23 protein-coding genes and 1 riboswitch are annotated in these 24,893 nt (G+C 54.9%); of the genes, 9 read left to right on the top strand and 14 right to left on the bottom strand.

Features of this window, described 5'->3' with window-relative positions:
• Nucleotides 1-23 precede the first annotated feature (23 nt).
• Genes HA50_RS17610 through nudF form a run of 6 tightly spaced genes read right to left on the bottom strand, consistent with a single transcriptional unit; the run spans nt 24 to nt 5,435 of the window.
• A complete protein-coding gene (locus HA50_RS17610; RefSeq protein WP_084876851.1) occupies nt 24-923 on the bottom strand; it encodes a LysR substrate-binding domain-containing protein in 900 nt (299 codons plus the stop codon).
• 55 nt (nt 924-978) lie between these two features.
• Nucleotides 979-2,874, bottom strand: coding sequence for a DNA topoisomerase IV subunit B (gene parE / locus HA50_RS17615; RefSeq protein ID WP_084876852.1), 1,896 nt, complete (start codon nt 2,872-2,874; stop codon nt 979-981).
• 47 nt (nt 2,875-2,921) lie between these two features.
• The gene (gene yqiA, locus HA50_RS17620; RefSeq protein WP_084876853.1) at nt 2,922-3,503 is read right to left on the bottom strand and encodes an esterase YqiA; all 582 of its coding nucleotides are present in this window, start codon (nt 3,501-3,503) and stop codon (nt 2,922-2,924) included.
• 3 nt (nt 3,504-3,506) lie between these two features.
• Nucleotides 3,507-4,334, bottom strand: coding sequence for a 3',5'-cyclic-AMP phosphodiesterase (gene cpdA / locus HA50_RS17625; RefSeq protein WP_084876854.1), 828 nt, complete (start codon nt 4,332-4,334; stop codon nt 3,507-3,509).
• A gap of 43 nt (nt 4,335-4,377) precedes the next feature.
• Nucleotides 4,378-4,803 (bottom strand): DUF1249 family protein, encoded by a 426-nt coding sequence (locus HA50_RS17630; RefSeq protein ID WP_084876855.1) that lies wholly within the window; start codon nt 4,801-4,803, stop codon nt 4,378-4,380.
• Nucleotides 4,800-5,435, bottom strand: a complete 636-nt coding sequence (nudF, locus tag HA50_RS17635; protein ID WP_084876856.1) for an ADP-ribose diphosphatase — start codon at nt 5,433-5,435, stop codon at nt 4,800-4,802. The genes HA50_RS17630 and nudF overlap by 4 nt, the downstream gene beginning before the upstream one ends.
• Before the next feature lie 213 nt (nt 5,436-5,648).
• Between nudF and tolC the strand changes: the two genes are divergently transcribed.
• The 3 genes from tolC (at nt 5,649) to HA50_RS17655 (ending at nt 9,098) form a co-directional block, all read left to right on the top strand.
• Nucleotides 5,649-7,124 carry an outer membrane channel protein TolC gene (tolC, locus tag HA50_RS17645; protein ID WP_084876857.1) on the top strand — a complete coding sequence of 492 codons (1,476 nt, stop codon included), beginning with the start codon at nt 5,649-5,651 and terminating at the stop codon, nt 7,122-7,124.
• Nucleotides 7,125-7,266: 142 nt separating this feature from the next.
• Nucleotides 7,267-7,926: a DUF1190 family protein gene (locus HA50_RS17650; protein ID WP_084876858.1), complete on the top strand. Its 660-nt coding sequence runs from the start codon at nt 7,267-7,269 to the stop codon at nt 7,924-7,926.
• Nucleotides 7,927-7,934: 8 nt separating this feature from the next.
• Nucleotides 7,935-9,098 carry a glutathionylspermidine synthase family protein gene (locus HA50_RS17655; protein WP_084876859.1) on the top strand — a complete coding sequence of 388 codons (1,164 nt, stop codon included), beginning with the start codon at nt 7,935-7,937 and terminating at the stop codon, nt 9,096-9,098.
• A 39-nt stretch (nt 9,099-9,137) separates the two neighbouring features.
• Here the strand turns inward: HA50_RS17655 and ygiD are convergent, their stop codons facing one another.
• Together ygiD and ribB are read right to left on the bottom strand one after the other, a co-directional pair.
• Nucleotides 9,138-9,923, bottom strand: coding sequence for a 4,5-DOPA-extradiol-dioxygenase (ygiD, locus tag HA50_RS17660; RefSeq protein WP_084876860.1), 786 nt, complete (start codon nt 9,921-9,923; stop codon nt 9,138-9,140).
• A gap of 177 nt (nt 9,924-10,100) precedes the next feature.
• Nucleotides 10,101-10,757 carry a 3,4-dihydroxy-2-butanone-4-phosphate synthase gene (gene ribB, locus HA50_RS17665; protein WP_084876861.1) on the bottom strand — a complete coding sequence of 219 codons (657 nt, stop codon included), beginning with the start codon at nt 10,755-10,757 and terminating at the stop codon, nt 10,101-10,103.
• A gap of 107 nt (nt 10,758-10,864) precedes the next feature.
• Nucleotides 10,865-11,014, bottom strand: a riboswitch (FMN riboswitch).
• Between the two features lie 170 nt (nt 11,015-11,184).
• Here ribB and ubiK point away from each other — a divergent pair.
• Nucleotides 11,185-11,469 (top strand): ubiquinone biosynthesis accessory factor UbiK, encoded by a 285-nt coding sequence (gene ubiK, locus HA50_RS17670; RefSeq protein WP_084876862.1) that lies wholly within the window; start codon nt 11,185-11,187, stop codon nt 11,467-11,469.
• A 35-nt stretch (nt 11,470-11,504) separates the two neighbouring features.
• On the opposite strand, the gene hldE is transcribed toward ubiK, so the two are convergent.
• The 3 genes from hldE to HA50_RS17685 are packed head-to-tail and all read right to left on the bottom strand — an operon-like array spanning nt 11,505 to nt 17,177.
• Nucleotides 11,505-12,929 (bottom strand): bifunctional D-glycero-beta-D-manno-heptose-7-phosphate kinase/D-glycero-beta-D-manno-heptose 1-phosphate adenylyltransferase HldE, encoded by a 1,425-nt coding sequence (gene hldE / locus HA50_RS17675; protein ID WP_084876863.1) that lies wholly within the window; start codon nt 12,927-12,929, stop codon nt 11,505-11,507.
• Between the two features lie 54 nt (nt 12,930-12,983).
• Nucleotides 12,984-15,836: a bifunctional [glutamate--ammonia ligase]-adenylyl-L-tyrosine phosphorylase/[glutamate--ammonia-ligase] adenylyltransferase gene (gene glnE, locus HA50_RS17680; protein WP_084876864.1), complete on the bottom strand. Its 2,853-nt coding sequence runs from the start codon at nt 15,834-15,836 to the stop codon at nt 12,984-12,986.
• A gap of 30 nt (nt 15,837-15,866) precedes the next feature.
• Nucleotides 15,867-17,177 carry a CYTH domain-containing protein gene (locus HA50_RS17685; RefSeq protein ID WP_084876865.1) on the bottom strand — a complete coding sequence of 437 codons (1,311 nt, stop codon included), beginning with the start codon at nt 17,175-17,177 and terminating at the stop codon, nt 15,867-15,869.
• A 204-nt stretch (nt 17,178-17,381) separates the two neighbouring features.
• On the opposite strand from HA50_RS17685, the gene HA50_RS17690 reads away from it, so the two are divergent.
• Entirely contained in the window at nt 17,382-18,002 is a 621-nt protein-coding gene (locus HA50_RS17690) for a TIGR04211 family SH3 domain-containing protein (RefSeq protein WP_084876866.1), read from the top strand.
• A gap of 137 nt (nt 18,003-18,139) precedes the next feature.
• Nucleotides 18,140-19,372, top strand: coding sequence for a multifunctional CCA addition/repair protein (locus HA50_RS17695; protein WP_084876867.1), 1,233 nt, complete (start codon nt 18,140-18,142; stop codon nt 19,370-19,372).
• A gap of 16 nt (nt 19,373-19,388) precedes the next feature.
• On the opposite strand, the gene bacA is transcribed toward HA50_RS17695, so the two are convergent.
• Both bacA and folB read right to left on the bottom strand, forming a co-directional pair.
• Complete coding sequence (bacA, locus tag HA50_RS17700) at nt 19,389-20,207, bottom strand: undecaprenyl-diphosphate phosphatase (RefSeq protein WP_084876868.1); 819 nt, start codon at nt 20,205-20,207, stop codon at nt 19,389-19,391.
• A gap of 189 nt (nt 20,208-20,396) precedes the next feature.
• The gene (gene folB / locus HA50_RS17705) at nt 20,397-20,756 is read right to left on the bottom strand and encodes a bifunctional dihydroneopterin aldolase/7,8-dihydroneopterin epimerase (RefSeq protein WP_013510542.1); all 360 of its coding nucleotides are present in this window, start codon (nt 20,754-20,756) and stop codon (nt 20,397-20,399) included.
• Nucleotides 20,757-20,862: 106 nt separating this feature from the next.
• Here folB and plsY point away from each other — a divergent pair, with 106 nt between their 5' ends.
• Nucleotides 20,863-21,468, top strand: a complete 606-nt coding sequence (plsY, locus tag HA50_RS17710) for a glycerol-3-phosphate 1-O-acyltransferase PlsY (RefSeq protein WP_084876869.1) — start codon at nt 20,863-20,865, stop codon at nt 21,466-21,468.
• A 31-nt stretch (nt 21,469-21,499) separates the two neighbouring features.
• Here plsY and tsaD read toward each other — a convergent pair whose 3' ends face one another.
• Nucleotides 21,500-22,513, bottom strand: coding sequence for a tRNA (adenosine(37)-N6)-threonylcarbamoyltransferase complex transferase subunit TsaD (gene tsaD, locus HA50_RS17715; RefSeq protein ID WP_084876870.1), 1,014 nt, complete (start codon nt 22,511-22,513; stop codon nt 21,500-21,502).
• 281 nt (nt 22,514-22,794) lie between these two features.
• Here tsaD and rpsU point away from each other — a divergent pair, with 281 nt between their 5' ends.
• Both rpsU and dnaG read left to right on the top strand, forming a co-directional pair.
• Entirely contained in the window at nt 22,795-23,010 is a 216-nt protein-coding gene (rpsU, locus tag HA50_RS17720) for a 30S ribosomal protein S21 (protein ID WP_001144069.1), read from the top strand.
• A 118-nt stretch (nt 23,011-23,128) separates the two neighbouring features.
• Nucleotides 23,129-24,874 (top strand): DNA primase, encoded by a 1,746-nt coding sequence (gene dnaG / locus HA50_RS17725; RefSeq protein ID WP_084876871.1) that lies wholly within the window; start codon nt 23,129-23,131, stop codon nt 24,872-24,874.
• Nucleotides 24,875-24,893: the final 19 nt, after the last annotated feature.

Raw genomic sequence — 24,893 nt, forward strand, 5'->3', positions numbered from 1 at the left:
AGCGGTCGCGATAAATCGCGACCCTACAACAATCCCTTCTCCTCAATCTGTTCCCGCAAAAAATCCAGAAAACAGCGAATACGTGAAGCCAGTGATTGATTGCGGTAATAGACGGCGTGAATCGGCAAACGTAGCTCGCGAGTTTCTGCTGTCAGAATCTGTACCAGCCTGCCACTGGCGCGATCCTCGCGGCTGACAAAATCCGACAGGCGCACAATGCCCTGACCCGCCAGCGCCAGCTGACGCAGGGTTTCGCCACTCGATGCCGCCAGCGTTGGCCTGACCCGCAAAAACACCCCTTCCTGTTGCCAGACCGGCCAGACGTTGTGAGCCTCAAGCTGGCTAAACCCCAGCAGTTGATGATCCTGCAAACTGGCTACCGTCTCCGGCTCGCCATGCTTTGCCAGATAAGCCGGGCTGGCCAGCAGCCGGATAGCGCTACTGCCCAGCACCCTGGCACGCAGCGAGGAATCACGCAGCTCACCCACGCGGATAGCAATGTCGGTTTGCTGCTCCAGCAGATCAATCACGATATCGTCGGTGTTCAGCTCCAGTTGGATTTGCGGGAAACGCTGACGGAATTCGTCCACCAGCGGCACAATCACATGCAGCATAAAGGGAGCCGCGGCGTTGACGCGTAAACGTCCGGCAGGAATATCACGTCGCTGGATAATCTGTTCTTCTGCCAGCTCCACCGATGCCAGAATCTGACGGGCGTGTTCGAGAAAGATCTGTCCTTCCTCTGTCAGTGCCAGGCGGCGTGTGGTGCGATGCAGCAAGGTGGTAGCGAGTTTGCTCTCAAGACGGCTGAGCGCCCGGCTGATGCCGGAACTGGTTTGTTCCAGCTGCTCGGCGGCGCTGGTGATCGAACCGGTATCCACCACTGTGACCCAGGCGCGTAGTTCTTCCAGCGTGATCTTCACTGTTTGCTTCCTTTAGCGGTGCCGATAAAAAAGGGCGCCGCAGCGCCCTGATTTCTTAAACTTCGATGTCGGCTAAATCGCCTTTTTCCTGCAACCAGTTACGGCGGTCTTCGGATCGTTTCTTCGCCAGCAACATATCCATCACGCGCAGGGTCTGCTCCACATCGTCATCGCTGACGGTGAGCTGCACCAGGCGGCGGGTGTTGGGATCGAGTGTGGTTTCACGCAGCTGGAGCGGGTTCATTTCACCCAAACCTTTGAAGCGCTGCACGTTCGGCTTGCCTTTTTTACGCTTCAGCTGCTCCAGCACGCCTTCTTTCTCGTCTTCATCCAGGGCGTAATACACTTCTTTGCCGAGATCGATACGATAAAGCGGCGGCATCGCCACATAAACGTGGCCATTTTTCACCAGCGAGCGGAAATGCTTCACAAACAACGCGCACAGCAGCGTGGCAATATGCAGACCATCGGAGTCCGCATCCGCCAGGATACAGATCTTGCCGTAACGCAGCTGGCTGAGATCGTCGCTGTCAGGATCGATACCGATCGCAACCGAAATATCATGCACTTCCTGCGAAGCCAGCACTTCATCCGAGGAGACTTCCCAGGTATTCAGGATCTTACCCTTCAGCGGCATGATCGCCTGATATTCACGATCGCGCGCCTGCTTGGCCGATCCGCCTGCGGAGTCACCCTCCACAAGGAACAGTTCGGTTTTATTCAGATCCTGCGCGGTGCAGTCCGCCAGTTTACCCGGCAGTGCCGGTCCGCTGGTGAGTTTTTTACGCACCACTTTTTTCGCCGCACGCATACGACGCTGTGCGCTGGAGATCGCCAGTTCCGCCAGTTGTTCTGCGGCCTGCACGTTCTGATTCAGCCACAGGCTGAAGGCATCTTTCACCACTGCCGAAACAAAGGCAGCACACTGACGTGATGACAGGCGCTCTTTGGTCTGTCCGGCGAATTGTGGATCCTGCATTTTCACCGACAGCACATACGCGCAACGATCCCAGATATCTTCCGCCGAGAGTTTCACCCCACGCGGCAGGATATTGCGGAATTCGCAGAATTCGCGCATCGCATCCAGCAGACCCTGACGTAAGCCGTTGACGTGCGTACCGCCCTGCATAGTCGGGATCAGGTTGACGTAGCTTTCCGTCAGCAGTTCGCCGCCTTCCGGCAGCCACAGCAGCGCCCAGTCAACCGCTTCCACTTCACCGGCAAAGCTGCCAACAAAGGGTTTTTCCGGCAGCGTCGGCAGCCCGTTAACCGCCTCGCACAGATAGTCAGTCAGACCGTCCAGGTAACACCAGCTCTGCTCGGTATTGTTGACCTGGTCTTTAAAGACGATTTCCACCCCCGGACACAGCACTGCTTTGGCTTTCAGCAGGTGGCTCAGGCGGGAAACGGAAAAGCGTGGGCTGTCGAAGAAACTCTCATCCGGCCAGAAATGTACGCTGGTCCCGGTGTTGCGCTTCGCCACCGTACCGGTAACGTGCAAATCCTGCACTTTATCGCCGTTCTCAAACGCGATGTTGTAGACCTCGCCATTACGGCGCACCGTGACTTCAACACGTTTCGACAGGGCGTTGACCACCGAGATGCCCACGCCGTGCAAGCCGCCGGAGAACTGGTAGTTTTTGTTCGAGAATTTACCGCCCGCATGCAGACGGCAAAGGATCAGCTCAACCGCCGGCACCCCTTCTTCCGGGTGGATATCCACCGGCATGCCACGGCCGTCATCAATGACTTCCAGTGACTGGTCGGCGTGCAGAATCACTTCAACCCGTTTGGCGTGACCGGCCAGCGCTTCATCGACGCTGTTATCGATCACTTCCTGACCCAAATGGTTAGGGCGTGTGGTGTCGGTGTACATGCCAGGACGACGACGTACAGGTTCAAGGCCGGTCAGGACCTCAATGGCATCGGCATTATAACTTGATTGGCTCATCGTAACTGTCTGATTAGCAATATGAAAATTGGCACACTACACAGTTGTCAGGGGTGGTTCAACCCGAGAAAATCAACAATCTGCGTAAAATGGCGTTCGAATCCGGTAAAAGCATGATTGCCGCCCTCTTCGACCGTCTGACGACATGCGCTGTAATAATCCAGCGCCTGACGGTAGTCGAGAACTTCATCGCCAGTCTGTTGCAACAGCCAGATTAGATCGGGTGCTTCCAGGGGGTCAATCTGCATTACTTTCAGATCGTAAATGTGGCGTGACTCTAACACATATTGCTGACCGGTGTAGGGATTCTGGTTCTCACCGAGATAATCCACCAGCAGTTCAAAGGGCCGTACGGCGGGATTCACCACTACCGCAGGCAGCATAAAACATTGTGACAGCCAGGTCGCCAGATAGCCGCCAAGCGACGATCCCACTAACCCCAGCGTTTCACCTGCATGCTGTAGTACCAGGTCTTCCAGCACCATGGCCGCATCGGCAGGAAACGGGGGCAGTTGCGGCACAATCACCTGGATTGCCGGATATTGTTGCTGCATCCACTGCTGCAACTGCGTGGCTTTTGCCGATTGCGGTGAGCTGTTGAATCCATGCAGATAAATCAGCGCCGCCATCGTTTAATAACCCTCGGAGTCAAGATCAGGTCGGAATGCGTCAGTTTGCAGACGATCCACTTCAGTTTGCAACAGGCCATCTGGCTTGAGTGTAAACCAGCGCCAGCCCGGTGCTACCGTATCAATGGTGAAATTGGTGCAGTGCGGTTTGAACTGCACACAGGTTGATGGCGTCGCCAACACGCGGCGGCCATGCCAGTCGAGATCCAGTTCCTGATGGATATGACCACACACCAGATTACGCGCACGCGGGAAGTTTTGTAGCACCGCTTCCAGCTGATGCGGATTGCGCAGACTGTGCTGATCCAGCCAGGTACAGCCGGACGCCAGCGGATGATGATGCAGCAACACCAGCGTGTGGCGCTCCGGGAATTTAGCCAGTGTTTTTTCCAGCCACTCCAGCTGATATTCACTCAGCATCCCGTGTGGGACACCAAAGACCTGACTATCAAGCAGCACCAGCTGCCAGTGCTCTCCCAGCAACACATGCTTATCTGCCGCAATCCCCGCCTCGGCCAGCGTATTGACCATCGCGGGCTGAAAATCATGGTTGCCGGGCAACCAGACGCAGGGTTTAGGCAGGCGTGCAATACCGGTGACGAAATGCTGATAAGCTTCGACCGAATGGTCCTGAGCAAGATCGCCTGTGGCGATAATCAGGTCGTAATCGCGCTGCTGCGCCTCAATGGCGTCCAGCACTGCATCAAAACTCGACCAGGTATTCACCCCAAGCAGCGATTGGTGTTTTCCTGCGAAAAGATGGGTATCCGTGATTTGTAAAATCCTGATATCGGCCCCACTCGCCGCAGGAAGAGTTAGCAGGCTATCCAAAGCGTTTCCTTAATCTCCACGCTATTGCGCACATTATACGCTATCAGCAGACGGGCAATGCCACGGCACCGTGCGCCAGGCAATAGCGTAACCAATCCGCAAGGAACTGGTTTATCTGATGTTTTTCATCGCGCTGATGCAATTTTTTATTAGGATAATCATAGCGCGCTTTAAAACGATAGATCTGCTGTGTGGAACACACTTCAGCGACCATCGCATCATGATAGAGCCGCACCGACATCGACGGCAGGCTCCAGTAGCTCACCGCGGGAGCGACCTGGCGGATTTCCACCAGCGTAGTGTAACGCGTTGATTCCTCGATGGTCAGCTGATAACTGGCGCCATTCACCTGATAGGTCACCGAAGCACCTGCTTCGTCGCCCTTAGGCAGCAGGCGGCGTAGCTGGGCGAAATTGGTTTCGCACAGGCGCATCATTTCGGGAAAGTCAGGGGTATAGCGCTGTCTCATGTTGGCTTCCACTCTTCTCTTAGTTTCTCATGGTGCAACGCCAGCCATTGCAAGGCGATGACAGACGCTGCGTTATCGATTATCCCCTCTTCCACCCAGCGATAGGCCTGTTCGCGGCTCACCACATGGACAAGAATATCCTCATTCTCTTCCTCCAGCCCGTGATTTCCCTCTGCCTGGCTGGCATCCACTTCCCCGACCAGAATCGACAGGCGTTCTGAGGTGCCGCCTGGACTGGCAAGGTAACTCACTATCGGTTTGGTGCGTCCAACCTTGAGGCCCGCTTCTTCCACCGCTTCGCGCCGCGCCACCTGTTCGATGGTCTCACCGGGCTCAATGATCCCCGCCACCATTTCCAGCAACCAGGGCGTGGCACTGGAATCAAGCGCCGGGATGCGGATCTGTTCGATCAGCACAACTTCATCACGCAGGGGATCATAGGGTAGCAGGACAGCAGCATGGCCGCGCTCAAAAACTTCGCGCTGCACTTCACCGCTCATTTCACCATTAAAAAGACGGTGGCGAAAACGATAACGAACAATAGAAAAAAAACCGTCGTAAAGTGTTTCGCGTGCAATAATTTCTACATCGTTTTTTGTGAAAGTCACAGGGGATTTTTTTTCATCAGCCATCTTCTGGCTCCTTATGCAGATTGGGATGGAGCGAAGAAAAGCCAACCCTTGTGCTCCATCCGAGTGGTTCTTTCTGAATTATTTACGTAAATTAGAGGAAGAAGGCACGTTCAGCCAACTTATCTGTCGCGCCGTCTCTGCTAGAATCGGCGATTATTTTTTGGCTTACCTGCAGCGCTACCAGTGCAATTTGCTGCAACAAAAGGAATGCAAATGAAAAAACTGCTCCCACTTTTTATTGGATTGAGCCTGGGCGGTTTCAGCCTTGCCAGCCAGGCAGAGAACTTGCTGCAGGTGTATCAACAGGCGCGTTTAAGCAACCCGACGTTGCGCGCTTCTGCTGCTGACCGCGATGCCGCTTTTGAGAAAATTAATGAAGCACGCAGTCCATTACTGCCGCAGTTAGGCCTTGGTGCAGATTATACCTATAACAACGGCTACCGCGACAGCAGCGGCCTTCATTCCAACACGACCAGCGCATCACTGCAATTAACCCAAACGATTTTCGATATGTCGAAATGGCGTGCGCTGACGTTGCAGGAAAAAACTGCCGGTATCCAGGATGTTACCTATCAGGTTGCCCAGCAGGACCTGATCCTGAACACCGCGACCGCTTACTTCAATGTGCTGAACGCCATTGATACGCTTTCTTATACCGAAGCACAGAAACAGTCGATCTACCGCGAACTGGATCAAACCACACAGCGCTTCAACGTAGGCCTGGTGGCGATCACTGACGTGCAGAACGCCCGTGCTCAATACGACAGCGTGCTGGCCAGTGAAGTGACCGCGCGTAATAACCTCGACAACATGGTTGAGGCACTGCGCCAAATCACCGGCATGGATTACCTCTCCCTGGCGGAACTGAATATTGATCGTTTTAAAACGACCCGTCCGGATGCCGTTAATTCACTGCTGAAAGAAGCTGAGAGCCGCAACCTGAGCCTGTTGTCAGCACGTCTGAGCCAGGATTTGGCACGTGAGCAGATTCGCTCCGCAGAAACTGGCCATATGCCAACACTGGATTTAACCGCCTCCACAGGTTTGTCTAACAGCAAATACGGTGGTAGCCGTGCTAACCAGAGTTCCAGCACCTCTGACTCCATCACCGGTTCTAACCAGGTGGGTCTGAGCTTCTCACTGCCGCTGTACAGCGGTGGCTCAGTGACGTCACAGGTTAAACAGGCGCAGTACAGCTTTGTCAGCGCCAGTGAACAGTTGGAAAGTGCCCATCGCAGCGCGATTCAGACCGTACGTTCTTCCTTTAACAACGTGAACGCCTCAATCAGCAGCATCGATGCTTACAAACAGGCTGTGGTCTCATCGCAAAGCTCCCTGGATGCGATGGAAGCCGGTTATCAGGTCGGTACCCGTACCATCGTTGATGTGCTGGATGCCACCACCACCCTGTATAACGCTAAACAGCAACTGGCTGATGCACGTTATAACTACATGATTAACCAGCTCAACATCAAATATGCGCTGGGTACGTTGAATGAACAGGATCTGCAGCTGTTGAATGCGCAGCTGGGTAAAGAGACATCCACGTCTCCGGAAGCCGTTGCGCCGGAAAACACGCAGCAGGCTTCGCGTGTGGATAACGGTCCGAAAGCGTCTTCAGCAGCGCCAGCCGCCGCAAAAGCACGCCCGGCAGCAGCACGCACCAGCAGTAACCCTTTCAGTAACTAAGCGAATTTGGGGCCGTTTACGGCCCCTTTCTCATTCAAACGTATAGCTACGTAAAGATCCCCTCACCATCCGGCCTGTCGCTTTAATTTCAACCACTCACCCCTTATCCTATGCGTTACCTTTGGGCACAGGATGAAATGAAATGAAACGGACTAAAAATATTCGACATGCCGCTTTCCGTAAAAGCTGGCAGGCACGCCACTTAACGCCAGTGGCACTCGCGGTGACCGCAGTGTTTATGCTGGCTGGCTGCGAACAGAGTGATGAAACCGTCTCGCTTTATCAGAATGCAGACGACTGCGCGAAGGCCAATCCGAGCCAGAGCGCGCAATGCACCACCGCGTATAACAACGCGAAGAAAGAAGCGGAACGTACCGCACCGAAATACGCGACGCGCGAAGATTGTGTGGCGGAATTTGGTGAAAACCAATGTCAGCAGGCCCCTGCGCAGGCAGGCACCAATGCCGAAGCACAGCAGAGTGGCAGCTTCTGGATGCCGCTGATGGCCGGTTATATGATGGGCCGTATGATGGGCGGTGGCGCAGGTTTTGCGCAGCAGCCGTTGTTCTCACCTAAAACCCCCAACAGCCCGGCGAATGGCCAGTTTGTTGATGCATCCGGTAAGAACTACGGAACGGCAACCTCTGGCCGTACCATGAACGTGCCGAAAACCGCCATGGCACCTAAACCCGCAACCACTTCAACCATCACCCGCGGCGGTTTTGGTGAAACGGTCGCGAAGCAAAATACCATGCAGCGCAGCAGTGCCTCTGGCACCAGCTCCCGCTCGCTGGGAGGCTAAGCAGCATCATGCAACGTATTGCCATCACCGAGCGCCCGGACTGGCGCGAAAAGGCCACCGAGTATGGTTTTCAGTTTCACACCATGCATGGCGAACCTTACTGGAGTGAAGAGGCGTATTACCAGTTCACGCTGGCGCAAATTGAGCAGTTGGAAGACACCACTGCGGAGCTGCATCAGATGTGCCTCCAGGTGGTGGATAAAGTGGTGAACAGTGAAGCGCTGCTCACCCGCTTCTGCATTCCAAAGCACACCTGGGATTTTGTGCGTGACTCGTGGAAATCACGCCAGCCCTCGCTCTATTCGCGTCTCGATTTGGCCTGGGACGGCAAGGGCGATATCAAACTGCTGGAGAATAATGCCGATACGCCAACTTCACTGTATGAGGCGGCATTTTTCCAATGGATTTGGCTGGAAGATCAACAGAATGCAGGCAACCTGCCGCAGGGCAGCGACCAGTTTAATAGCCTGCAGGAGAAGCTGATTGCCCGCTTCGCTGAGTTACATCAGCAGCATGGCTTTAACTGGCTGCATTTCGCCTGTTGTCGGGATACTGAAGAAGATCGCGGCACAGTGCAATATTTGCAGGATTGCGCCACCGAAGCCGGGCTACCGAGTGAATTTCTGTATATCGACGAAATCGGTTTAGGTGAAAAAGGCCAGTTTACGGATCCCAATGATCAGATAATCAGTAACCTGTTCAAGCTTTACCCGTGGGAATTTATGCTGCGCGAGGTGTTCTCTACCAAGCTGGCAGATGCCGGGGTACGCTGGCTGGAACCGGCATGGAAGAGCATCATTTCCAACAAAGCCTTGCTGCCATTGCTGTGGGAAATGTTCCCAAATCATCCCAACCTGTTGCCCGCTTACTTTGCCGATGCGGCGAATGTGCCACCGATGGACAAATACGTGGTGAAACCGCTGTTTTCGCGTGAAGGTGCCAATATCCGCATTATCGAACACGGTCAGGAAATTGCGCGTGTCGATGGGCCATATGGTGAAGAAGGGATGATTGTGCAGGAGTTCTATCCACTGCCGAAATTTGGCGATAGCTACACGCTGATTGGTAGCTGGCTGATTGACGATCAACCTGCCGGGATCGGGATACGTGAAGATCGTGCACTGATCACCCAGGATCTGTCCCGCTTCTATCCGCACACCTTTATCGAGTGATCAGCTGCCGCCCGCCATTGTCGCGGGCGGCTTTCACTGTTAACCGACCTGAACCGAAAGCATGCTGATAGCCCCCATCTCCATCCCTTCCACCGGGATTGACACGGGTTCATCTGCACCACGCGCACCCAGCACGTACAGCAACGGCAGGTAATGGTCAGGGGTAGGGTTAGACAATTTCGCCCCTTCGTGTTGCAGGTAATTCACCAGCGGATTGCTCTCAATATCGCCCTGATAATTCAGATTATCCAGCACATACTGGTTGAAGCTTTCCGCCCAAGGATAGGCTTCGGTTGCCCCTTCCCAACGTAACATGCGCAGGTTATGCACCACATTGCCGCTGGCAACAATCATCACGCCGCTATCACGCAAAGCCGCGAGTTTACGTCCCAGCTCAAAGTGCCAGGCAGCGGGTTTCGTACCATCGACGCTCAGCTGCACCACCGGGATATCGGCATCAGGATACATTTTTACCAGCACGCCCCATGAGCCGTGGTCAAATCCCCATTCCTGATCGAGATGCACCGCTATCGGTGCCAGCAAATCCGCCACCTCCTGAGCCAGTTCCGGCGAACCTGGAGCCGGATAACGCACATCAAACAACGCCTGCGGAAAACCGCCGAAGTCGTGGATGGTGCGTGGATTGTTCATCGCCGTCACCGCCGTGCCGCGCGTGTACCAGTGCGCCGAGACCGCCAGAATCGCGCGTGGACGCGGTAGTGTTGCGCCTAAATGTTGCCAGGCCTGGGTATAGCGGTTGTCTTCCAGCACGTTCATCGGGCTACCGTGGCCGAGAAACAGAGCGGGCATGCGGGTGTTGCTCATGATTAATCCTCTGACGAAGTGTCGTTTTCTTAAGCTTAAGATACGCCGATTCGTTGCCGGATTAACGCTGATAACCATGATGATCTTTATCAGGGAATTTGAATAAGATTGAGGGGACAGGTAAGAAGGATAAAAAAGGCCGGATGATGATCCGGCCTTACGGGATGCTGTGTCGGCTTAGCTTGCCTGACGGGTTTCGCGCTGACGGCGATACGCCACCAGGTCTTCAATCGTCACGACCGGCATATCATGCTGCTTAGCAAACACAATCGCTTCCGGAGCATGCGCCATGCTGCCGTCATCGTTGGTCAGTTCACACAGCACACCAGCGGGTTTGAAGCCGGCCAGCGTCACCAGATCGATGGTGGCTTCGGTATGACCACCACGTGCCAGCACGCCGCCTTCACGGGCGCGCAGCGGGAACACATGGCCTGGGCGGTTCAGATCGCTTGGTTTAGCGCCATCAGCGACAGCGGTACGGATGGTGGTGATACGATCTTTGGCAGAAACGCCAGTGGTCACACCCTGTGCGGCTTCGATAGTCACGGTAAAACCGGTGCCGAAGGAACTGGTGTTGTTCTCCACCATCATCGGCAGATCGAGCTGCTGACGGCGTTCTTCAGTCAGGCACAGGCAAACAATGCCGCTGCCGTGGCGGATGGTCAGTGCCATCTGCTCAACGGTCATGGTTTCGGCGGCAAAGATCATGTCGCCTTCGTTTTCACGATTTTCATCGTCCAGCACCATCACACCGCGACCATTACGCAGTGCATCGATGGCGCGTTCTACACGCTGTTCGGACGTGCCAAATTCAGAAAGTAGCGTCTGATTCATGGTAAAAAACCTTTATTTAAAATATGAGTTACCAGAATCAGGGCGAGCTTAGGAGTGCGTAAAAAACACATGGCAATAACGTGACACGGGCATAGCCCGTTTGATGTCGTTACCCTCTCCCATCCGGACTTTAACCGTCGGCCCCGGAATTACACCGGATCTGCTGACCTTCCACTTTGCAGTGGAAGCGCTCGCGGGCTTTCAGCCGAAGCTGATTTACCGCCGGTGGGGAATTTCGCCCCGCCCTGAGAATAAGCAAAATCACTATAGCGCCAATCATCTGGTCGGGCAATCAACAAAAGCGCAAATGCTTTTGCATTTCCTGCGGTGCAGATTTCAGGTTTAACCTTTTCGTTTCTGGCATTACACTTAAGGCTTATAAAGACCGAACACGCGCTGTCATCGGCCCCGTAACCAGGAAATTATCATGATCGACACGAAAAAAATTGAACAACTGGCTCGCCAGGTGCACGAAGCCATGCCGAAAGGAATTCGCGAATTTGGCGACGATGTCGAAAAGAAAATTCGTCAGGTTTTGCAGGCGCAATTAACCCGTATGGACCTGGTTAACCGTGAAGAGTTTGATGTGCAGACCCAGGTACTGCTGCGTACCCGCGAGAAACTGGCCGCGCTGGAACAGCGTCTGGCTCAGCTGGAAAGCCGCAGCGTGCCCCCCGCCGCTGACGTGGTGAAGGCTGAAGAAAGCAAATAAAAAATGGGAGCCTCAGGCTCCCATTTTTATGCCGCTTAATGGCTGCGAATGGTTTTGATGATATTGGTGGTAGAAATACCGTCTTCAAAGTTGAGCACCCGCACGTCACCGCCGTTGGCCCACACCTCTTTACTCCCTGCGATATCTTCCGGTTTGTAGTCACCGCCTTTCACCAGCAGATCCGGCAGCACTTCGGCTATCAGGCGCTGCGGCGTATCCTCTTCGAATGACACCACCCAATCCACCGCCTCCAGTGCACCCAGCACAATCATGCGGTTTTCCAGCGGATTGACCGGACGCGTCTCACCTTTCAGGCGTTTGGTCGACGCATCACTGTTGACCGCCACAATCAGACGATCGCCCAACTTGCGCGCATTCGCCAGGTAGGAAACATGTCCCGCATGGAGGATGTCGAACACGCCATTGGTCATCACCACTTTTTCGCCGCGCTGACGAGCCATCGCCACCGCTGCTTTCAACTGTTCTTCGTCCATAACGCCAAAACCGCTGTCCGGGCGGGCGTGAATCGCATTTTCCAGTTCGACCGGGCTGACCGTTGACGTACCCAGTTTGCCAACCACCACACCAGCCGCCGCATTCGCGAGGAAACACGCTTCTTCAAGGCTTTCACCGGCAGCCAGTACCGCAGCCAGCACACCAATCACCGTGTCACCGGCACCCGTCACGTCATACACTTCCTGCGCCTGGGTGGGCAGATGCAGCGGTGCTTTACCCGGTTGCAGCAAGGTCATCCCATTCTCTGACCGGGTCACCAGCAACGCAGAAAGATCATAATCGGCCATCAGTTGCACGCCACGGCTGACAATCTCGTCTTCGTTTTTGCATTTGCCAACTACCGCTTCAAACTCCGACAGGTTCGGCGTGAGTAACGTAGCACCGCGATAGCGGGCGAAATCGGTGCCTTTCGGGTCGATCAATACCGGCACTTTGGCTTCGCGCGCCAGCTGGATCATGGTCTGCACGCTATTCAGCGCCCCTTTGGCATAGTCAGACAGCACCAGCGCGCCCGCCTGGGCCAGCGACTGACGCAGACGCTGATGGATCGGCTCAGGATCGACCTGCTCAAACCCTTCTTCAAAATCGAGACGAATCAGCTGCTGATTACGCGACAGTACGCGCAATTTGGTAATGGTCGGATGGCTTTTTACCGCCACGAAATCGCAGTCCACCTTCACCTGCTGCAATGTGCTGCTCAGCACACGCGCCGCATCATCTTCGCCGGTCAGGCCAATCAGACGTGAAGCCGCCCCCAGCGCTGCAATGTTCATCGCCACGTTGGCCGCGCCGCCAGGACGCTCCTCCACGGTATCCACTTTCACCACCGGCACCGGGGCTTCAGGAGAGATACGGCTGGTAGGGCCATACCAGTAGCGGTCTAACATCACATCACCGACAACCAGCACAGCGGCCTGGTTAAATGCGGGCAGTGTTACTTTCATTCCAGAGACTCCAGACTGCGATAAAAATAGTGCGCGGATAATAGCACAGAATGCTTAGTGTTCCGCGCTGTCAGATTCGGCCAGCCAGCGTTGCCAGCTGGCATTAACCGTGGCGCGTTCTGCCGCAAAGGCTTCCGGCTCCACATGGCCAGGCAGCTCCTGCAAAGCCAGATGATGCAGCGCATCGCGCAGCGTGACATAAGCATGCGTCAGCGCTCGCGCTTCCTCATCCGGCATAATGTCGTGCTGCGCCATCAGCTCGAAGATGCGCACATTATCGGACCAGCGCGTCAGAGCGGGTTGCCGGGCGGCGTAGCCTAAGACAAGATATTGCGCGATGAATTCAATATCGGTAATGCCACCTGCATCGGTTTTGATTTCCCAGCGCCCTTTATGTTTATTGCTCAGGTGCGCCCGCATCTTTTCCCGCATTTCACGCACATCTTTGCGCAGCGTATCTTCATCCCGTGGCAGGCAGAGAATGCCGCGCCGGATCTGATTAAATTGCTCACACAGCGCCGCTTCGCCAAACACAATGCGCGCACGCACCAGCGCCTGATGTTCCCAGGTCCAGGCCTCGTTACGCTGATAATCATCAAACGCGGCAAACGTGCTGACCAGCATCCCGGCCGCACCGGACGGGCGCAGGCGTGCATCCACTTCATACAAAATGCCGGAGGAGGTACGCGTGCTGAACAGATGCATCACGCGCTGTGCCAGACGCAGATAGAACTGGCGGCCATCAATGGCGCGTTCGCCGTCAGTCACCGCGTCATCCGGGCAATCGTGCAGGAAAACCAGGTCGAGGTCGGAGCTATAGCCCAGTTCCCAGCCACCGAGCTTGCCATAACCCACCACGGCAAAACCCCGTTCGCCGTCATGAGTCAGATGGGACGGACGCCCATAACGCTGCACCATCATGTTCCACGCCTGCTGCACCACTGATTCGATAATCGCTTCGGCCAGCCAGGTTAAGTGATCACTCACTTTCATCACCGGCAGCGTTTCGGCTATGTCGGCTGCCGCGATGCGCAGATGCTGCGCCTGCTTAAACTGGCGTAATGCCTCCAGTTGCTGCTCTTCATCATCCGTGGGAATACGCATCAGGTACTGGCGCAGTTCATCACGATAGGCATCCGTGGCGGTGGGTTGATACAGCGTCGCCGGGTCAAGCAACTCATCCAGCAGCAAGGGATAACGTGCCAGCTGGCTGGCAATCATCGGTGAGGCGGCGCACAGACGAATCAGATGACGTAACGCGCCGTGGTATTCGGTTAACAGCTCCAGATAGGTACTACGCGTCAGGACACCCAACAGCAGCGGTGTCAGGCGACTAAGGATCACCGCTGCATCGGGACGTGGGCAGACTTCACTCAGCAGACGCGGCATCAGTTGATCGAGCGCCTGGCGACCGCGTGGCCCAATGGTGCGACGTCCGACATCGAGACGAAAGGCGTTCAGCGCTTCATACAACGCGCGTTGCTGCGCTTCATCCAGCTGCGGCACCAGCGCCGCCAGTTCGCTCTCTTCGAGCGTGTCCTGCCACAGCACCGCAAACTCGGCCAGCTCACGCTGGTCATCGATATCTGGCGTATCGTCGCCAATCAGCTCATCGAAAATGGCGCGCACACCCGCCATATGCTGTTCAAGGGAGGCAATCAGCGTTGACCAGTCAACCGCCCCCATGCCCCAGGCCAGGCGCTGACGGTCAAGATCGTTTTCCGGTAACGTCTGGGTTTGTTCGTCATTCAGGCTTTGCAGCAGGTTTTCCAGACGACGTAAAAACAGATACGCCTCGCGCAGATGCTCTACCTGCTGCGCTGTCAGTAAACCCAGTTCGCCAATCGCTGCAAGCGTGGGTAACAAGGAGCGCAGCTGAAGTGAACGCTCACGTCCACCGCGTATCAGCTGAAACACCTGCACGATAAATTCGGTCTCGCGGATACCGCCCGCACCCAGTTTGATGTTGTCTTTCAGGCCACGGCGGCGAACTTCACGGGCAATCATGCCCTTCATGTTACGCAGCGATTGGATGACGCTGAAATCGATGTAGCGGCGATAGACAAAAGGCCGCAACATTTGCTGCAATTCCTGGCTCCAGCGTCCCTGGTCATCGCCCATCAGACGCGCTTTGACCATGGCATAGCGCTCCCAGTCGCGCCCCTGCTCCTGATAATAATCTTCCAGCGCGGCAAAACTCAGCACCAGCGGACCACTATCGCCAAACGGACGCAGACGCATATCCACCCGGTAGACAAAGCCATCCACCGTCGGTTGATCGAGCACTTTTATCAGACGCTGGCCCATACGGGTAAAGAACTGGGCATTATCGAGTTCACGCCGACCACCGCGCGTCACACCGTTTTCTGGCCAGGCAAAAATCAGGTCGATATCCGAGGAGAAATTAAGCTCGTTGCCGCCCAGTTTGCCCATGCCAAGAATCAGCATCGGCTGGGGTTCACCGGCTTCATTGCAGGGAGTGCCAAAATCGCGACAGCAATCCTGCCATACCCAGTCACGCGCGGCTGCAATCAGAGTTTCGGCCAGCACGCTGAGTTGTTGCAAACTCTGCGTGGTGCTGGCCTGATGCAGACACTGCATCCAGGCGATACGCACCAGCATATGGCGGCGGAACAGACGCAGCTCACGCATCAGGCTGGCTTCGCCATCCACATTTTGCAGCGTCTGATTCAGCCAGCTGGCATACGACTGCCACTCATCAGGCTCAGGGGGTTGTTGTTGTAGCTGCTGCCACCACTCCGGGTGCTGCTGCAGGTTGTCGACAATAAAGTCACTGAAGGCGAGCGCACCCGCCTGCTCAGGCGTCAGTGCGTCGGGCGACACATTGAGCTTTTCTGCCGCGCTGGTCAGTTGCGCCTGCATCAGCGCCGATAACGGTAACAACATCTTCCCTCCCTGATTCTGTTTTGTGTGGCGTTAGCGTGGTGTCCCGCTATTAAGCCAGAATGGGGCCTGCTTCACCGCCTGATTCACCAGCGTATTCAGGCCTCGCTCCTGCTGGATGGCAATGGCATGCTGCAATGTCTGCCAGCCCGACAGCCAGTTATTCACCTCTTCAGCCGGATACGCCCCTGCCAGCAGATGCACCGCCAGCAGCTGGCGATTCAGACGCGTGGCTTTATCCTGGAACTCATTAAACAGCTGCACATCAGCAAAGGTGTCTTTCAAATCAGCGTTAATACGGCTCAGCATGATGTCGCTAAAGCGTTTGAAGGAACCCTGCAATTTACTTTTGCTCTTATCATCCAGCCAGTTTTGCCATTGCGTCTCAACCAGCCAGTGAGTAAGCGCTAACTGAGCATCGACAGAGCTGAGTGAAAAACTGAGTGCCGTGGCATCCTGCTGGTTATCCGCCAGCAACTCTTCTATATGGGTCAGCTTCTGACGCAAATCACTGCTGGCTTTACGCGGCACCAGCGCACCAAATAACGAGAATGCCTGACGCAGGGTTTCTAATGCCTCCAGCACCGACGCTTGCGCTGCCGAATTACCACGCAACCACACTTCTTCATGGTATTGCCAGTGATTCAGCCCCGCAGACAACGCGTTGATCATGCCCTGCTCTACCGTCGCCTTTGCCGGGATTTTCAGTAGCGGCAGGTTGCGCAATGGGCGTGGTGTATTGCCCTGTGCCAGCTGATAACCACGGGCGGCTTTACTCAGGCTACCGAGGCGCAAACCGCCCATAGCGATAAGCTGTTGGGCAAATTGCAGCAGATCTTTACGCTGCCCCTGCTTCAGCTCCAGCTCCACCTCGTATAAAGGTTCGCTGAATTCACCAGCGGCTACCGCTCCGCGATCAAACGCCACCTCAATTTCGCTATCGGCAAACTGCACCAGCCACATCTCGCGCTGGAAATGGGTGCTGAACAGGGGCTCCAGCCGTTGCTGCAATGCGGCCACATCTGTTCCCTGCGGCCAGATTTCGGCGGGTAACAAGGCGATGTCCAGATCCGGCGTATTGATATCGACGTTATATTCCGGTCGCTGATGCAACCCACCCACGCTTTTTCCTGCCGCTTTTAGCGTCATTTCATAGCGCTGGTCGATGCCGCGAATGCGCAGTCCCATATCCCAGCGCCGCAGCTGGTTGTCATCGGTTTCAAAATAGATGTTGGTCAGCTCACGCGCTGATACATGTTGATGAGGCCATGCTGCAAGAGTTGTAGCCAGTTTTTCGGCCGCTTCCGGCGTGGCAATGAACTTTAATTCGATTTCGATGGTCATAATTTTTTATTGAATACGCTGCTGGCACTTAAGAAGTTAATCTGGCGAAGAGTAATGCACAGAATGCATGCTGTCTCGGCTTTCTTTTGCTTTTACGACCCTTTTCACTCCAGATTGAGACCAGGATAGTTCTCATTCAGATTTATGGGAAGCCTCTCCAGACTGTGCCGGTAATTTTACGCCATGACGAAAAATTGATATCGAATGAAAAAAATCACACTTGCAGCTCTTTCATTGCTGGCTTTCAGCGCCATCACTCCAGCTCATGCAGACGAAAAACGTTACATCTCCGATGAATTATCCACCTGGGTGCGCAGCGGCCCTGGCGATCAATTTCGCCTGGTTGGCAAGCTGAATGCCGGGGAAGAAGTACAGTTGTTGCAAACCAACAACGATACGCAGTACGGCCAGATTAAAGATTCGCAGGGTCGCACCACCTGGATTCCTCTCTCCCAGTTGAGTGCCGATCCCAGTCTGCGTACCCGCGTGCCACAGCTGGAACAGCAGGTGAAGGACCTCACCGATAAACTGCAAAACATCGACAACAGCTGGAATCAGCGTACGTCCGATATGCAGAACAAGGTAGCCAACAGCGATAGCACCATCAACGGCCTGAAAGACGAAAATCAGAAGCTGAAAAACGAGCTGATTGTCGCGCAGAAAAAAGTCAGTGCCGCTAACGTTCAGCTGGATGACAAACAGCGCACCATCATCATGCAATGGTTTATGTATGGCGGTGGCGTGCTGGGCGTGGGTCTGTTACTGGGTCTGTTGTTGCCGCATATGGTGCCGCGTCGCAAAAAGAACGATCGCTGGATGAATTAAGCCGATCATTGTTCTTTTTTTGGGAGGGGATCGTAAGATGCCCCTTTAGGCATGCCCGAATTTTGGCCAAACTGTGCAACAATTAGAGATTGATGCGTGCCCGACACGCAAAGGTAGATGGCCTCTGGAGTAGTTGAGTGAAGACGTTTCTGGTCGGTGGCGCAGTGCGTGATGCGTTGTTGCGTTTACCGGTAAAAGATAAAGATTGGGTCGTGGTAGGCACCACACCTGATGCGATGCTGGCGCAGGGCTTTCAGCAAGTTGGCCGGGATTTTCCGGTTTTTTTGCATCCACAAAGCCGCGAAGAGTATGCGCTGGCGCGTACTGAGCGCAAAAGCGGTAACGGATATACCGGGTTTGTGACCTGGTTTGCGCCGGATGTCACGCTGGAGCAGGATTTGCTGCGACGCGACCTGACCATCAATGCCATCGCGCAGGCGGATAGTGGTGAGTTAATCGATCCCTATTCCGGACAGCGCGATCTGGCCGATCGTATCCTGCGCCATGTTTCCGCCGCTTTTAATGAAGATCCCCTGCGCGTCTTACGCGTGGCGCGGTTTGCTGCCCGTTTTGCCCACCTGAACTTCCGTATCGCTGATGAAACTCAGGCGTTGATGCGTGATATGGTCGCCAGTGGCGAGCTGGCGCATCTCACGCCCGAACGCGTCTGGAAAGAGACAGAAAAGGCACTGCTGACGCGTAATCCACAAGTTTATTTCCAGGTACTGCGTGATTGTGGCGCGTTGCAAGTGCTGTTCCCGGAACTCGATAACCTGTATGGCATCCCCGCCCCCATCAAATGGCACCCGGAGATTGATAGCGGTATCCATTCACTGATGACGCTGACGATGGCAGCTGCGCTGTCCGACCAGCTGGATGTGCGCTTTGCCACGCTGTTCCACGACGCAGGGAAAGCCCTCACGCCGCCGGAGAAGTGGCCGAGCCATCATGGTCATGGTCTGGCCGGCGTGCCGATTGTGGCAGCCTTATGTGAGCGGTTGCGCGTCCCCAACTCGGTGCGCGATCTGGCACTGTTGGTTACCGAATTTCACGATATGGTTCACACCATCGAACGCCAGCCAGCCGCAGCGCTGATTGCGCTGTTTGATCGCATTGATGCCTGGCGCAAGCCGCAGCGTGTGGAGCAAATGGCGCTGACCAGCGAAGCCGATGCACGCGGCCGTGCCGGGCTGGAAAACAATGCCTATCCGCAGGGTGATTATCTGCGCACAGCATTCTCGCTGGCACAGGCCGTTCCCACCAAAGCCGTGGTGGACGCTGGATTCAAAGGAGCAGAAGTTCGGGAAGAGTTAACACGGCGGCGAATTGAAGTACTGCAGGAAAGGCTGATTAACGCGCGGCCAGCGTAACTGGCCGCGCATTGCATCACATGAACAGCATGTAAACCACGCCCGCAATGATAAAGCGGTAGATGGCAAATGAGACAAAGGAGATGCGTTTAATCAGTTCAAGGAAGGCTTTGATGGCAACCAATGCCACCACGAAGGCGGTGACAAAGCCAACGGCGAACATCGGCAGATCCTGCATCGTCAGGAAGCCAATGCTTTTGTACAGATCCAGCACTGTCGCACCCATCATCATCGGTACTGCGAGGATGAAGGAGAACTCCGATGCAGCATAGCGGCTCACGCCCATCAGCATACCGCCAGAGATGGTGGCACCCGAACGTGAGAAGCCCGGCCACAGCGCCAGACACTGGAAGCAGCCAATCATAAACGCCTGACGATAGGTAATATCGTCAATCCCCACCGCTTTCGGCTGCTTTGGTTTAAGGTATTCCGCCACCAGCAGCAGCACGCCACCCACCACCAACGCATACATCACGTTAATCGGGTTGAACAGCGATTTGATTTTATCGTGCAGCAGCAAACCAATGACCACCGCAGGCACCATACCCAGCAGGATATGAATCAGGGTCAGATGACCTTTGCCGGTACCTTCATGTTTCACTTCACCAAAATGAATACCGATTAAGCCAAAGAGTCGACGCCAGAACATCACCACGACAGCAAGAATAGAACCGAGCTGAATCACCACTTCAAAGGTATCGGCGGTGTCGCCTTCGAAACCTAACAAGTGGCCAACAATAATCATGTGGCCAGTGGACGAGACCGGTAAAAATTCGGTCAGACCTTCCACTATCCCCAGGATTGCAGCTACCCACAGCTGATGAATATCTGCCATCAAATTTTCCTCTATCCGTTTTAAACAGTAAAAAGGCGGTCGCATCTGCCTACCGCCTTAAATTATGCCTGCGCCAGTCTGAAGGAAACCTTAAGGTTTCCGGTAACTAAGCCGCACTAAACGCAACGGCTCGCGCTGAGACACACCATAATTTGGTTTGGTTTCATTGTGATGGCAATCACGTCAGATTTATTTAGGAATAGTCCCGCGCTCAATTCGTACGCCAACCGTGGCTGCCTGCGCTACAGCCCCCGGTTTTCCTACGCGGATGCGCACGCCGGGCGTTTTGAAACGATTCATCAACAGATCCGCAATTTCTTCCGCTACCCGTTCAACCAGAGCAAAACGCTGCCCGTTAAGATGGTTTAAAATTGCCTCGGTGACATCGGCATAACTGAGGCAATCATCAACATCGTCGCTGGCAGCCGCCTGGCGGTTATCCCACGCCATTTCGACATCGAGCACCAGCTTCTGCTGCATCCCCTGCTCCCAGTCGTAAACGCCAATAGTGGTGAACACGGTGAGTTGCTCAATAAATACGATATCCATGATGTAGTCTCTGTTTTTGGCTAAGCCGGATACCACTTCCGGCGGATTATGCGTATTATCCACACTTACCGAGAACAAAACGACCCTACAGGAACGGTATGGAACTATGAGTGCTATCGCGCTTGGTATGATTATTTTCGCGTATCTTTGCGGCTCCATTTCCAGCGCGATACTGGTGTGCAAACTCGCTGGTCTGCCGGATCCACGCACCCAGGGCTCAGGTAACCCCGGTGCGACGAATGTGTTACGTATCGGGGGGAAAGCACCCGCCGCCGCGGTACTGATCTTTGATATCGCCAAAGGGATGTTGCCGGTGTGGATCGCTTATCTGCTGCATATTCCGCCGTTGTATCTTGGCCTGACGGCGATTGCCGCCTGCCTCGGCCACATCTATCCCGTTTTCTTTCGTTTTCGCGGCGGCAAAGGCGTGGCGACCGCGTTTGGTGCCATTGCGCCGATTGGCTGGGATTTGACCGGGTTAATGACCGGTACCTGGCTGCTGACGGTGCTACTGAGCGGCTACTCGTCGCTGGGCGCGATTGTCAGCGCGTTAATCGCCCCTTTTTATGTCTGGTGGTTTAAGCCGCAATTCACCTTTCCGGTGTCGATGCTTTCGTGCCTGATTTTGCTACGTCATCACAACAACATTCAGCGCCTGTGGCGTGGCCAGGAAAATAAAATCTGGAAGCGGAAAAAGAAGCCGCAGAAATAAAAAAACCGGCGCGCAGGCCGATTTTTTTATGTCAGATGGCAGGCAGTTCAGCCAGCGGCCAGCGAGGTCGGACACTGACGCCCAGTTCACCCCGTGTTCCGCCTTTCAGTCGCACCATCCCCGCATAAGCAATCATGGCACCGTTATCGGTACAGAATTCCGGGCGGGCGTAAAATACTTCACCACCACGCGCTTTCATCATCTCCGCCATGCGCTCGCGTAACGTGCGGTTGGCGCTGACGCCGCCGGCGATCACCAGACGTTTGAACCCCGTCTGCTCCAGTGCACGCTTACATTTAATCATCAGCGTATCCACCACCGCGTCTTCGAAAGCACGGGCGATATCGGCGCGCGCCTGCTCATCACCTGCATGTTGGCGGATGGTATTGGCAGCGAAGGTTTTCAGGCCGGAGAAGCTGAAATCAAGGCCGGGGCGATCGGTCATCGGGCGCGGGAAAGTGAAACGACCCGGCGTGCCCTGCTGTGCCATGCGCGAGAGCATCGGGCCACCCGGATAGTCGAGGCCCAGCAGTTTGGCGGTTTTATCAAAAGCTTCACCTGCCGCATCGTCAATGGATTCGCCCAGCAGGGTATATTCACCTATGCCGGTGACGCTAATCAGCTGGGTGTGACCACCCGAAACCAGCAGCGCCACAAACGGGAATTCCGGCGGATTGTCTTCCAGCATGGGTGCCAGCAGATGGCCTTCCATATGATGGACTGGCACCGCAGGAACATTCCAGGCGAATGCCAGCGCACGACCAATGGTGGCACCGACCAGCAGCGCACCGACCAAACCTGGTCCGGCGGTATAGGCCACGGCATCAATCTGCTGCGGCTGCAATCCAGCCTGTTTCAACGCCGCCTGAATCAGCGGCACGGTTTTACGCACGTGATCGCGCGATGCCAGTTCTGGCACCACACCGCCGTAATCGGCATGCAATTTTACCTGGCTATATAATTGATTTGCCAGCAGACCGGACGCATCGTCATAAATCGCGATGCCGGTTTCATCGCAGGACGTTTCAATACCCAGAACTCGCATAGCTTTTCGTACCCTCTTCTTGCGGCGCGCAGTGTACCACAGGGAGATCACCGGCCGGGCAACTTTGACCGCGAAAAAGTGTTTTTCCGTCGCACAAAGAGTGCGCTATACTCCACGGCCTGAAAAAACCGGCAGCCGCAAGGCACAAGCCCCTGTTGGTTTCAATTTGTTCCTGGTGCTTTACAAGCCAACCCCGGTTGGAGTAGAATTATGCACCATTTTGAAATGTGCTGGCGCCGCAGTCAGCAGCAAAAACCGAATTTTATCGAGGTGAGAGTTACATGCCGGTAATTAAAGTACGTGAAAACGAGCCGTTCGACGTAGCACTGCGTCGCTTCAAGCGTTCCTGCGAAAAAGCAGGCGTTCTGGCTGAAGTTCGTCGTCGTGAGTTCTATGAAAAACCGACTACCGAACGTAAGCGCGCTAAAGCGTCTGCAGTTAAGCGTCATGCCAAGAAACTGGCTCGCGAAAACGCACGCCGCACTCGTCTGTACTAATTTCTTTCGGAGGTTCGCCTCCGCCGCGTGATAAACGCAGACAGAGTCAAGTAAGAGGCCGTGCTTTCCGAAAGGAAGCGCGGCTTGTTGCCGTTTATGAGCTGAAAAATCGGGGCTTATGGCTGGACGAATTCCACGCGTATTTATCAATGACTTACTTGCCCGCACGGACATCGTGGATCTTATCGATGCCCGCGTTAAGCTGAAAAAGCAGGGTAAGAACTATCATGCGTGCTGCCCATTCCATAACGAGAAAACCCCCTCTTTCACCGTAAACGGTGATAAGCAGTTTTATCACTGCTTCGGCTGTGGTGCCCACGGCAATGCCATCGACTTCCTGATGAATTTCGATCGTCTGGAGTTTGTCGAGAGCATTGAGGAACTGGCCACCCAGCACGGCCTTGAAGTGCCTTATGAAGCGGGCAACGGCCCCAGCCAGATGGAACGCCATCAGCGCCAAAGCCTTTATCAGCTGCTGGAAGGTCTGAACACCTTTTATCAGCAGAGTCTGCGTCAACCGCAGGCCCAGCCCGCTCAGCAATATCTCGCCACGCGTGGCCTTAGCCAACAAGTGATTGATCACTTTGCCATTGGCTATGCACCGCCCGGCTGGGATAACGCGCTGAAGCGTTTTGGTCAGCAGAAAGAAGATCGTGAGTCGCTGATGGAAGCGGGCATGCTGGTCAGCAATGACAAAGGCCGCACTTACGATCGTTTTCGCGACCGGATCATGTTTCCGATTCGCGATAAACGCGGCCGGGTGATTGGTTTTGGTGGCCGTGTACTGGGCAACGATACGCCGAAATACCTGAACTCGCCGGAAACACCGATTTTCCATAAAGGTCGTCAGTTGTATGGCCTGTATGAAGCGCTGAAAAATCATCCGCAACCGGCTCGTCTGCTGGTGGTGGAAGGGTATATGGATGTGGTGGCGCTGGCGCAGTTCGGCATTGATTATGCCGTTGCCTCGCTGGGAACCTCGACCACCGCGGAACATATTCAGCTGCTGTTTCGCTCGACGGAAAACGTCATTTGCTGTTACGACGGTGACCGTGCCGGCCGCGAAGCCGCCTGGCGCGCACTCGAAACCGCATTGCCTTACATGAATGACGGACGTCAGCTACGCTTTATGTTTTTGCCTGATGGCGAGGACCCGGACACGCTGGTGCGCAAAGAAGGCAAAGCCGCGTTTGAATCAAGGATGGAGCAGGCTATGCCGCTCTCCACGTTTCTGTTCGACAGCCTGCTGCCGCAGGTTGATCTGAGTACGCGCGACGGTAAAGCACGCCTGAGTACGCTGGCGTTACCGTTGATCAGGCAGATCCCCGGTGAAACCCTGCGTATTTATATGCGTCAGGAATTAGGTAATAAACTCGGCATTCTTGACGATAACCAGTTAGAGAAGTTATTGCCGAAGCAGGCAGAGAGTGGAGCCGCACCCACTGCACCACCGCTGAAGCGCACAACCATGCGCGTGCTGGTGGCGTTACTGGTGCAGAACCCGCAATTTGCCGCCATGGTGCCTGCTCTTGAAGGTCTGGAGCAGTCAAAAATGGCGGGTTTGCCGCTGTTTGTGGAGTTAGTCAGCCGTTGTTGTGAGAATCCTGGCCTGACGACCGGACAGCTACTAGAGTTATATCGCGGGACAAATTTTAGTCAGACCCTTGAAACACTGGCCACCTGGAACCACATGATAGTGGATGAAGAGGCGGAAACCGTGTTCCAGGACTCTCTGGCGAGCCTTTACGATTCCGCGCTGGAACAGCGTCTTGAAGCGCTCATTGCCCGCGATCGTACCGAAGGTTTAAGTGCTGCCGAACGCCGCGAATTCTGGGCACTGAGCCAGGCACTGGCAAAGAAATAACCGTTTTAGACGCTCTGGT

The organism is Pantoea cypripedii (assembly GCF_002095535.1).
GTDB classification, from domain to species: domain Bacteria; phylum Pseudomonadota; class Gammaproteobacteria; order Enterobacterales; family Enterobacteriaceae; genus Pantoea; species Pantoea cypripedii.